Raw genomic sequence first — 10,523 nt, 5'->3', positions numbered from 1 at the left:
TGTGTCGCTTGTTCCCCGAGAAATAATTTTTATGGGATAACGATTTTGCCGATGGTGAGAGACGTAGCATGCTATGTCTCTACTGCAAACATTTTCTCGGTGGTGAAGATAACGGTTACTTCATACCTGCCTCGCCAGCACTGATCTTTTACTATGAGGCAGCGTAAAACGCCGCATCGCTTGTTCCCCGAGAAAGCAGTCAATGCTCTAGTTGAAATTGAAAGAGTTAATAAGGAAGGAAAATTTCATGGCTCGTTTGAATTTGAAAAAGTTTGTCTTTGGCTCGCGCACGCATGAAGGTGCGCCAGTGCGGCAGATCAACGCGGAGCAGCAGCTTCGCCGGTCGGTGCTGGCCTGCATGTTGTGGGAGGACCAGTTCTACGAGGATGGCGTCGAGATTGCCGGACGCATCCGCGAGCTGGTGCCCAAGGTCGAGGCCGAGCGCGTGGCCTCGCTCGCCGTTGAGGCGCGCGAGAAGATGAAGCTGCGTCACGCGCCGCTTTTGCTGGTGCGCGAGATGGCGCGCAACAAGACGCACCGCGTCCAGGTGGCCGAGACCCTGCAGCGCGTGGTCCAGCGCGCCGACGAACTCTCTGAGTTCGTGGCCATCTACTGGAAGGATGGTAAGGCCCCGCTTTCGGCGCAGGTGAAAAAGGGATTGGCAGGCGCGTTCACCAAGTTCGACGCATACGCGCTGGCCAAGTACAACCGTCCCGGTCCCATCAAGCTGCGCGACGTGCTGTTCCTGTGCCACGCCAAGCCGTTGAATGACGCGCAGGCGGAGTTGTGGAAGCAGCTCGTCGAGGGCACGCTGGCTTCGCCGGATACGTGGGAAGTTGCACTCTCGGCCGGGGCCGACAAGCTCCAGACCTGGGAGCGCCTGCTGCAGGAGAACAAGCTGGGTGCGCTGGCCTTGCTGCGCAACCTGCGCAACATGAAGGACGCCGATGTTGATCCGAACCTGGTAGGCACGGCGCTGCGCGCGATGAAGACCGATCGTGTGCTTCCTTTCCGCTTCATCGCTGCCGCGCGTCACGCGCCGCAGTGGGAGCAGGTGCTGGAGCAGGCCATGTTCAAGGCGCTGGCTTCGCAGGAGAAACTGCCTGGGAAGACAGTGTTGCTGGTAGACGTCTCCGGCAGCATGAACCATCCGCTCTCGCGTAACTCGGAGATGCACCGCACCGACGCCGCCTATGGTCTGGCGGTGTTGCTGCGCGAGATCTGCGAGCAGGTTGCCATCTACACCTTCTCTGACAAGCTGGTGCAGGTGCCGGCGCGCCAGGGCTTTGCGCTGCGCGATGCCCTGGAGCACAGCCAGTCGCACAGCGGAACTTACCTGGGCAAGTCGTTGGGCGAGCTCACCGAGACTTACGACCGGTTGATCGTAATCACGGATGAGCAGGCGCATGACACCGTGCCCAACCCCAAGGGGATGGGCTACATGATTAACGTAGCCAGCTTCAAGAACGGCGTCGGCTACGGCAAGTGGATGCACGTTGATGGCTGGAGTGAGGCCGTCATCGGGTATATCCGCGAGCTGGAAAAGATGCCCAAGTAACGGCAGGAGGCGCAGCTTTGATTTTTGGCTGCGCCTCTGTTTTCTCATCGCTCAAATCTCAGGAGGGCTGACATCCGGCTGTCCACTCTTCCTCACTCCCAACCACGCCCAAACAATCCCGCTTGCAACAGTCAACACTCCCGTGGCCAGCGCGATGGTGCGCACGTCAACTCCGCGGTCAATGAATATGCCAGCCAGATAAGCCGTAAGTGCCAGGATGATGGTGCAAAAGCCAAGTTCGGCGGCGAAGACGCGGCCGCGGAACTTATCGTCGGTCATTAATTGAAGGAGCGTAGTGGAAAACACCCACACCATGGCGCCACCCGTGTGAGAGAGTGTCACCACAACATAAGCCACAGTCGCATGTTGGATGAATTTCAATCCAATGTAACCGGCGCCGTAAAGAAAGAACCCAGCCATGATTCCCAGGCGCAATCGTTGAAGATTTTGTTGCGCCCAAGGAGCCGCTACTACCGGGCCAATCAGCGCTCCCAGCCCGCGGGCGCCCATCAACAGGCTCATTCCCAGCAAAGCGCCGTGGTGCGAATCCATCCCATGACCTGTCACCGGGAAAACACGAGATCCCATAATAGGAAAGATCACCCAACTGGCGCCGGTGACCCCTAATCCCGCTTTCACAAATACGGTCACAGCCAGGCGCGCCTGCCTGCGCACATAGCGCACGCCTTCAATCATAGGCGAATAATCTACCAAGTCGCGCCAACGCAGAGGAGGCAATGACTCGGTATGGGGTTCAGCGAATCGCATGCGCGAGATCAGAAATGCCGAGATCAGAAACGATAGACCATTCAGCACGAACACGGCATCGCGCCCTAAGAAAGCGGCTACCACGCCTCCTAATGCCGACCCCAAAAAGAGATTAAGCGACCATGTCGTCGAGCTCAGAGTGTTGGCGATGATGATCTCATCGTCCGCCACGATATTGGGAACCACGGCATTGCGCGCAGGTTCAAAAAGACCCCACATCACGGTCTCAAGAAAAAGCAGCGGGTAGACCAGCCAGATCATCTGCGGTGAGCGCACCAGCAGCATGCAAGAGACGATGGCCGCGCGCGCCAGGTCAGAGAAGATCATCACAGCGCGGCGGCGCAGGCGGTCGTTGATTACACCCGCAACGGGACTGGTCAACGCCTGCGGCATAACTTGCAGCAGAAAGGCCAGCCCCAGCAGCTCGGCCTTGCCCGTGAACTCCAGCAGCATGGCGTACAAGGCCACCATGTAAAACCAGTCGCCGATTTCACTGATGATCTGCGCGATCCACAAGCGGCGGAAGTTGGCATTGCCGCGCAGCAGCTTCAAATAAGACGCAAGTGAAATGGATTGGCTTGCCATGATTCAAGACCTGGGATTGAATGCGCAGCGACTCCAGCTTAGCAGCAATCGTCGTGTTCAACTTTTCAGCAAGCAGTACTCAGCCAATGCTAGTTTTCGTCCTCTGGGCGGCAAAGAACCGCCGTTTATCATTTAGTAATCTTCGGCCCTTGGATTCTCCGGTGTAAAAAGTGGCCCCACCCCCACTTGCTGCAAGTGGCCGGAACCTCTTGAAACAGCATGATAGCCCTGTATTTACTGGGTAAAGTCGCTTTTGGGTTGGGCACTTGCTGAGCCAGTCCGGGGTGTTTACTGGATATATATCACTGGTGGGCCGTTTCTATACTGAGGACTGACTAGCGAGTCCGGTTTTTGCAAATTTTCAAAGAACCTATGAGGGCAATGCCCCCGCATCCTGGGATGCTGGATACACTTCCAGTGCTGAGGATAGCGCAAGTTTTCACAGGAACGAAGAGTTTGATACCACAATGGGACCACGGGGCAAGACAGTCGCCCAGTTTCAGAAGACAACCCATGCCCTGACACAAACCCGTTTAAGAAAAAGTTCTAGAAGCTATCTCATAAATGCGATATCCGGCGGTTGCTGTTGAAATGGCGATATTTCGACAGTTACGTGGACGAACCCAGGTTTTTCAAGGGGCAAGCGACATTCGCCTGGCGAGCCAGCGTGCGAGCTCAAATATCGCCCACACACAGACGACCACCACAAGTGCCCCTACCGGACAAAGGCCTCTAAATTCCAGGTTATGCGAGCAATCAGGAAGAACCGCTGGCACTATTACCTTGTTGGGTTTTTGCCTGTGGATATAAGATGGCGCAGGAAAGTCAGGAGCAATCATGGCCCATCAAGCACCACTTAAATATATTTTCTACATTGCTGCGACCCCGGAGAAGGTGTGGGAAGGCTTTGTGTCGCGGGAGTCGAACCGGATCATCTTCGCGGGCGCTGAGCTTCAAGCGGACTTTAAGCCTGGTGGCTTGCTCGCATGGGTGGGCGCGGGACCCGATGGCAAGCCCATGACCTACGTTCGAGGGAAGATCGTGCGGTTTGAGCCGCCTAAAGTCTTTCAGTACACCTTCGCAATGGGCCAAAATGATAAGACGTCACGCGCAACTATCGAACTGGTGCCCGAGACCGAAGCCACAAAAGTAACGGTGACGCATGACGAGTGGGCCGAGGACGACCCCACTTACGCTGCCTGCGCCGATGGATGGCCGCGTATTCTTTCCCGCCTGAAGACGTTGCTTGAGACGGGGAAGACATTCAAACCGCATTGATACGAGGTGGGAATGGTCTGAGATTACACCACCTATGTTGGGCCCACCCCGCCGAGCCATTTATGAGACAGCCTTATAGTTATTTTTCCACCATGTCTGCGTTGAATTTAGCCACGGTGCTTTCCAAGGTTTTTTCCAGATCGGCCTGGAAGCCTTCTGCCTTTTCTTCCAGCTTGCTGGTCGCGGAAGCAAATTCACCTTCGAGTTGCAGCAGGCCTTCCTGCCCCAGGGCCTTCGCGGCAGCCACTAATTTTTCTGCGCTGTTGTTCAGATAGCCGCAGTCATAAGGGTCGGCGATCCAAACCTTGGCGTCTGATTTTCCGGAGCGGTATCCCAGCCAGTAGACCTTGTGCAGCAGAAAGCTGCGCAGTTGTTCATCCGATGCCACCGTAAAGACGATCTGGTTGGTTTTAAAGCTGAAGTGGCGGCTTGAGACCTCCACCGGCACCAGCTTGGGCGATTTCTTGAATTGCATCCTGCCGGCGTCTGCCGCCATGCGAGTTGCGTTAATCACAACGATTTCGGCATCGTGCGGCTCCAGCGAGGGCAGAGCTTCCACGATGGTGAGGGAAACATTGGCGGCAAATTCGGCATGCAGGGACAAGGCCGGGTCACTCAGCAGCCACACTTTGCCATGCAGAATATGGAAGTCTGCACCGGCAGTTGAGGCGTGAAACGGCCACGTCAGTTCAAAGCGCAATGGGAGACCGCCCAGGGTCACGAAGGCCATAGGGATGGGATTTTTGGAACGCAGTTGGTCCAGGTTCGACATAAAGGGTCAGTAAAGTTAAAAATATATTCGTTTCCAGTTTATCCGACACTCGGTCAATCTCAACGATGAAGAATGAACCGGCCTCGGAGATTAATTTCCGGTCGGAATGATACCGGCAGTTTCTACCATGAGAATCACTGTTCTTTGCGGCGCTCGCGGGCGATGAAGAACGCCTTTGGGGACCACGAATCCTTGTCTGGGGCCGAGCTCTACCGTGCGATCTTCCAGGTCAATCAGAAATTTCCCTTCCACCACGTAAAAAAATTCATCATCAGCATCGTGTTTGTGCCAGTGATACTCTCCTTCGACCACGCCCAGACGAACTACCGAATTGTTGACCTCGCACAGCGTCTGGTTATACCACTTGTGCGGACACGCATCGGCAAGCGCCTTTTCCTCGATGACCTCGAGCGGTTTGTAGAAAACATTGAGGCGCGTAACGTAGGGATATTCAGCCTGATTGCTCATCGCAGCTCCTCCTTGGAGATTGCCAGAATCGTGGAAAGCGCCGCGCATTATGCGCGGGATATTCATATGGACGTTTCGCAAGTCGTCCAGGTGCAATTTTTTCGAGTTGACTGGAAAGGGAGGAAAGCCCTGAAACAATAACTTCAGAACAGCGCCGACTGCTTGCGGCTCAGAGGAATGCCAAAGTGATCGTAGGCAAGCTTGGTGGCCACGCGTCCGCGCGGCGTGCGGTCTAAGAATCCAATCTGCATGAGGAAGGGCTCGTAAATCTCTTCAATGGCTTCGGCTTCTTCTGCCAGGGCTGCGGCCAACGTACTCAAGCCGACCGGGCCACCCTGGTATTTTTCAATGATGATCAGCAGCAGCTTGCGGTCAATTTCGTCAAAGCCGTGCTGGTCTACTTCCAGCATTTTGAGCGCGGCTTGGGCGGTGGGCAGATCAATTTTTCCGCCGCTACGCACCTGGGCGTAGTCACGCACGCGCCGCAGCAGGCGATTGGCGATGCGCGGAGTGCCGCGCGACCGCCCGGCAATTTCATTGGCGGCATCGCGTTCAATCGGGACATTTAAAATCTCAGCCGAGCGTTCTACCACGAAGCGCAATTCGTCGGTGATATAAAAATCCAGCCGCAGCAGCAAACCAAAGCGCGAGCGCAGGGGCGCAGAGAGCAATCCCGCGCGGGTGGTAGCGCCCACAAAGGTAAAGGGTTGCACCTCAATCGTATGGGTCCGTGCCGACGGCCCCTGCCCGATGATGATATCGAGCTGATAATCTTCCAGCGCAGAATACAGAATTTCTTCCAGCGCCGGTTGCAGCCGGTGCACTTCATCGAAGAACAGCACTTGCTTCTGGCGGACATTGGTGAGCACGGCGGTCAGGTCGCCTTTGATCTGCAGCGCCGGTCCCGAGGTCTGCTGATATCCCACGCCCAACTCGTTGGCGATGATGGTCGCCAGCGTGGTCTTGCCCAGTCCGGGGGGGCCGTAGAGCAGCACGTGGTCGAGCGCCTCGCCACGCGATTTGGCGGCCTCAATGGCCACGGCCAGGTTCTCTTTTACTTTGTTTTGACCCACGAACTCCCGCAGGAACTTGGGGCGAAGCTTGAGTTCAAAGGATGCGTCGTCCTCGACCGGAGCGGCCGAAACGATGCGTTGCTTCGGTTCGGGATCCGGCTTTGATGCGGATGAGTTGGAAGTTGAAGTTGCCACGTCTGCTGCGCAGTGTACCACCAAAATTCACGGTTTTTCCCTGGTGGCTCCCATTTCAGCCAGTATATTCCGCTGTACTTGTACTCCCTTCTCGTAAATGGCGTGGATGAGCCGCATGTGGTGAGTGTGGGTATTGGCCACGGCCGAAGCAAGTTCAAAATCTACAAACGCCGCAGACATTGTCCACTGCTTCCCGTGCAAGACCCAGATTTCGTATTGCTCCACACCCATAGGGACAACTTAACAGAACATCCCGGTGTAGAAAGGACAATAAAACGATAATTCCAATTTATTTTGTTTGTACGACGGGCCGGCCATTGGTGTTCTGAATGTTCCGGGCATTAGGGAACGGATAGTGTCTTTCGAATTGCTTAAGCTGCTCTGCGGAAAAGCGGACCGGGGTCTTCAATACATAGAACGTCACATTTTCACCGCACGCAGGAGTCGTAAGCGACCCTCCGTAACGGAAGTAATTGCGGTTTTCGGGGAAGCTGCCTGCGGGCAAAAGGTCGGCAGCGTTGATATCAACTCCGGCAGGGGAATTCTGAAGGCCATCGGGAGGAGGAAAATACTGGATCAGCTTATTGACCAGGGCCGCGGTTTTCGGGGCAGGGTTACCTTCTTCTACTAAAACAGAGATGGCCACAAATGCGGTTGCGTCAGCATTTGCGTGCACCAGGTGTATGACCATGGCAGTCCGATGGTTATTGATCGCCTCTTCACTGGGCCGATGGAAATGAAACTCCACCAGCTTGAACTGCTCCTTGCCAATCGTGATCGAACTCTCTCCCTTCTTGTAATCAACCTTTAAGGTGTGGACGTTTTCGCTGGTCACCAGTTTCGTGGCTTTGTATCCGGAAAAATTGATGCTGGGCAAAGAACCATCGATCTGTGCATCCTTGGTATTGATGTTGATAGGAGCCTGCAGCTTGCTGATCGCGAGGTTGCACGCGCCGCACCAATGGCTTTGTCCGAGCGGGCCGTTATCATAGGTGAATGGTTCCTTCGCGCAATCGGCGCCCGAGTTGCCGGCTGAAGAGGGCGATTGTGTGTCTGTTTGGGCATCCGAAACCGGAGAGCTCGATTGGCATGTAATGAGAGAAAAAGAAATGCTGAAAGCGAATAACAGACGCAGTATTCGGTTGCAGTTCATATCTCGTACCTTCCTTGGCTAGGCCCAACGGCTAAGGTCTAAAAATAAAAAAGGGCAAAGAGTAGCCTCGCAAGCAGCCCTTTGCCCGAGCAGAGGAGGGAGAGTACAAGAATCTCCTCATTCACCAACGCAGATGAAGGAAACCCCTGAGATACGGGGACTCGGAACCTTACATCTGAGCTATCCCTTGTAGCCCTAATAGTGGTGCAGTTACAAGAAAAATCTTTATCTAAATAATTTTTCATTCCTAAATTGGGAATACTGGCCCAAAATGGCAAGTCAGACTGGGGGCGCAAAATCAAATTAAAATCTCATAAATATTGCAACACTGTTTTGAATCGTCAAGAAACCTCTTATAATCAAAGCATTACAGGGTTATGAAGAAGCAGATTTATGCCGCATGTCCGCACGATTGTCCCGATGCCTGCGGGGTCTTGATCACGGTGGAAACCGGGGGGGCGGACTCTGGACGCGCGATCAAAATCCAAGGCGATCCTGGGCACCCCGTTACTAGAGGGTTTCTCTGCGCCAAAGTTGCCAAATATTTGGACCGTGTATATTCACCCGATCGCGTGCTGTATCCCATGCGTCGCAAAAATGTGCCCAAAGGTGGTGGGCGGGGCAATGCCGAAGATTTCGAGCGCATCACCTGGGCCTCGGCGCTGGATGAAATTTACGAACACTTCACTGCTATCAGCAGGGAATTTGGGCCCGAAGCGATACTGCCGTATTCCTATGGAGGCACGCTGGGTGTTTTGAATAACGCCTCCATGGACCACCGCTTTTTTCACCTTCTGGGGGCGTCGCAACTCAATCGCACCATTTGTGCCAGCGCTGGAGGCGACGCGCTCATCACGGTGATCGGAAAAAAGCTGGGAACCGAGCCTGAGGCATTTCGCCATTCCAAATTCATTCTGGCCTGGGGCGCAAACATCCACGGCACGAATGTTCACCTGTGGCCGTTTATTGAAGAGGCCCGCCGCAACGGCGCCCGGCTGGTGGTCATTGATCCTTACAAAACGCGGACCGCACGTTGTGCCGATTGGTATCTGCCCATCAACCCAGGCACAGACGTCGCCCTGGCGCTGGGCATGATGCACGTCATCATCAACGAGAATCTCTACGATGCCGATTATGTTGCCCGCTACACACTTGGCTTCGATCAACTCCGCGAACGGGTGCAAGAGTATCCCCCGGAAAAAGTCGCGCAGTGGACTGGAATTGGAGCGCAGGATATTCGCAAGCTGGCGCACGAATATGTGACTGCGCGGCCGGCAGTCGTCCGTGTCAACTATGGTGTACAGCGCTCGGAAAACGGAGGCTCGGCCGTCCGCGCCATCGCCATGCTGCCCTGTATTACCGGATCGTGGAAAGAAGCTGGCGGCGGATTGCAGCTTTCTACCTCTGGCTCGTGGGAGTTAAATAAAGATGGGCTTCTGCGTCCCGACCTGATGCTGCGCTCTCCGCTAGGGCGCATAGCGCGCACCATCAACATGTCAGAGTTAGGCCAGGCGCTTACACGCGTAGATAGTCCGCCGGTCAAAGCGGTGTTTGTTTATAACTCTAATCCGGCTGTAGTTGCGCCGAATCATAATGATGTGGTCCGCGGCTTCAAGCGTCCCGACCTGTTTACCGTGGTGCATGAGCAGTTCTTTACCGATACCGTTGACTACGCCGACTTGGTTCTTCCCGCGACTACGTTTTTCGAGCACAAAGAACTGCAAACTGCCTATGGGCACTACCACCTGCAAATCTCCCACCAGGCCATAGCTCCACTGGGCGAGTGCCGCAGCAACGTGGATATGTTCCGCGATCTGGCGCACCGCTTCGGTTTTGAGAAAGTTGATCCCTGCTTCAATGAAACCGCAGACCAGATGATAGATGTCGCGCTTCAGAGTGAAAACCCATGGCTGCAAGGGATTGACCGCGCGCGCCTCGAGCAGGAAGGCCACATCCGTCTCAAGCTGGGGGATGGGCCATTTCTTCCCTTTGCCCACGGAAATTTTCCTACAGCCAGCGGCAAGGCCGAACTTTATAGCGAATCCCTGGCCAAGACAGGCTTGGATCCAGTGGTGCGCTTCGTGCCGCCAACCGAATCGCGGCACACCGAGCACGCCAAGAAATATCCTTTGGAGCTGCTCTCGCGCAAAGCCGATAATTTTTTAAACACTACCTTCAGCAATCTGCCGTCGATTCAGGCCATGGAGCAGACCGAACTGCTGGAAATCCATGTGGAGGACGCCAAGGCGCGGGGCATCCGTGAGGGCGACAAGATAAGGGTATTCAATGACCGCGGTTCTGTGGTGTTGAAGGCACATGTAAACGGCCAGACCCAGCAGGGCGTGGTTGCCACCCGGCTGAATTGGGCCAAACTCTCTCCCAATGCCACGAGCATCAATGTGCTCACCTCCGAGCGGCTGACGGATATCGGTGGCGGCGCCACCTTCTACTCCACGCTGGTGGATGTTGAGCCGTTGAGCAGGAGTGAGCGTAGCGGGAGCCTGCTGGCGAAATCCTGAGTGAAGCGAGCCGAAAGTATCTGCGCTATACCTTTTTAAGTCTTGTTTAAGTCTTGCTGTATCTTGCTTTCTTCCATGTTCTCAAGTGCTGTAGGCGCGACGGAGAGTTTAGCCCAGCGCGAAGCGCTGGGGTAAGCCTTGGGTATCAAACTCTTTACGTTTGCATTAATAGCTCTTTGGCCACTTTTTAGCGTCTAACGATGGACAGGAACGG

Annotated in this window: 9 protein-coding genes; 3 read left to right on the top strand and 6 right to left on the bottom strand. The window is 55.0% G+C overall.

The genetic code is table 11. The annotated features are described in order from the left end of the window. The first annotated feature begins 247 nt into the window (after positions 1 to 247). On the top strand, positions 248 to 1,558 hold the full coding sequence (locus VK738_19830; GenBank protein HTD24913.1) for a TROVE domain-containing protein: 1,311 nt from the start codon (positions 248 to 250) through the stop codon (positions 1,556 to 1,558). 51 nt (positions 1,559 to 1,609) lie between these two features. Here VK738_19830 and VK738_19825 read toward each other — a convergent pair whose 3' ends face one another. Beyond that, the gene (locus VK738_19825; protein HTD24912.1) at positions 1,610 to 2,911 is read right to left on the bottom strand and encodes an MFS transporter; all 1,302 of its coding nucleotides are present in this window, start codon (positions 2,909 to 2,911) and stop codon (positions 1,610 to 1,612) included. An 837-nt stretch (positions 2,912 to 3,748) separates the two neighbouring features. On the opposite strand from VK738_19825, the gene VK738_19820 reads away from it, so the two are divergent. Then, on the top strand, positions 3,749 to 4,189 hold the full coding sequence (locus VK738_19820) for an SRPBCC domain-containing protein (GenBank protein HTD24911.1): 441 nt from the start codon (positions 3,749 to 3,751) through the stop codon (positions 4,187 to 4,189). 79 nt (positions 4,190 to 4,268) lie between these two features. On the opposite strand, the gene VK738_19815 is transcribed toward VK738_19820, so the two are convergent. The 5 genes from VK738_19815 to VK738_19795 all read right to left on the bottom strand — a co-directional run bounded on the left by VK738_19815 (position 4,269) and on the right by VK738_19795 (position 7,790). Beyond that, the gene (locus tag VK738_19815) at positions 4,269 to 4,961 is read right to left on the bottom strand and encodes a hypothetical protein (GenBank protein HTD24910.1); all 693 of its coding nucleotides are present in this window, start codon (positions 4,959 to 4,961) and stop codon (positions 4,269 to 4,271) included. A gap of 90 nt (positions 4,962 to 5,051) precedes the next feature. Then, positions 5,052 to 5,429: a cupin domain-containing protein gene (locus tag VK738_19810; protein ID HTD24909.1), complete on the bottom strand. Its 378-nt coding sequence runs from the start codon at positions 5,427 to 5,429 to the stop codon at positions 5,052 to 5,054. A gap of 143 nt (positions 5,430 to 5,572) precedes the next feature. Then, the gene (ruvB, locus tag VK738_19805; protein HTD24908.1) at positions 5,573 to 6,637 is read right to left on the bottom strand and encodes a Holliday junction branch migration DNA helicase RuvB; all 1,065 of its coding nucleotides are present in this window, start codon (positions 6,635 to 6,637) and stop codon (positions 5,573 to 5,575) included. 27 nt (positions 6,638 to 6,664) lie between these two features. After that, positions 6,665 to 6,817 carry a hypothetical protein gene (locus VK738_19800; GenBank protein HTD24907.1) on the bottom strand — a complete coding sequence of 51 codons (153 nt, stop codon included), beginning with the start codon at positions 6,815 to 6,817 and terminating at the stop codon, positions 6,665 to 6,667. Between the two features lie 109 nt (positions 6,818 to 6,926). Then, the gene (locus VK738_19795) at positions 6,927 to 7,790 is read right to left on the bottom strand and encodes a carbonic anhydrase family protein (protein HTD24906.1); all 864 of its coding nucleotides are present in this window, start codon (positions 7,788 to 7,790) and stop codon (positions 6,927 to 6,929) included. Positions 7,791 to 8,167: 377 nt separating this feature from the next. Between VK738_19795 and VK738_19790 the strand changes: the two genes are divergently transcribed. Further along, the gene (locus tag VK738_19790; protein HTD24905.1) at positions 8,168 to 10,309 is read left to right on the top strand and encodes a molybdopterin-dependent oxidoreductase; all 2,142 of its coding nucleotides are present in this window, start codon (positions 8,168 to 8,170) and stop codon (positions 10,307 to 10,309) included. Positions 10,310 to 10,523: the final 214 nt, after the last annotated feature.

The sequence above is a fragment of the Terriglobales bacterium genome, assembly GCA_035487355.1.
Lineage (GTDB): Bacteria > Acidobacteriota > Terriglobia > Terriglobales > Acidobacteriaceae > QIAW01.
This window is presented reverse-complemented; position numbering and strand designations above follow the sequence as displayed.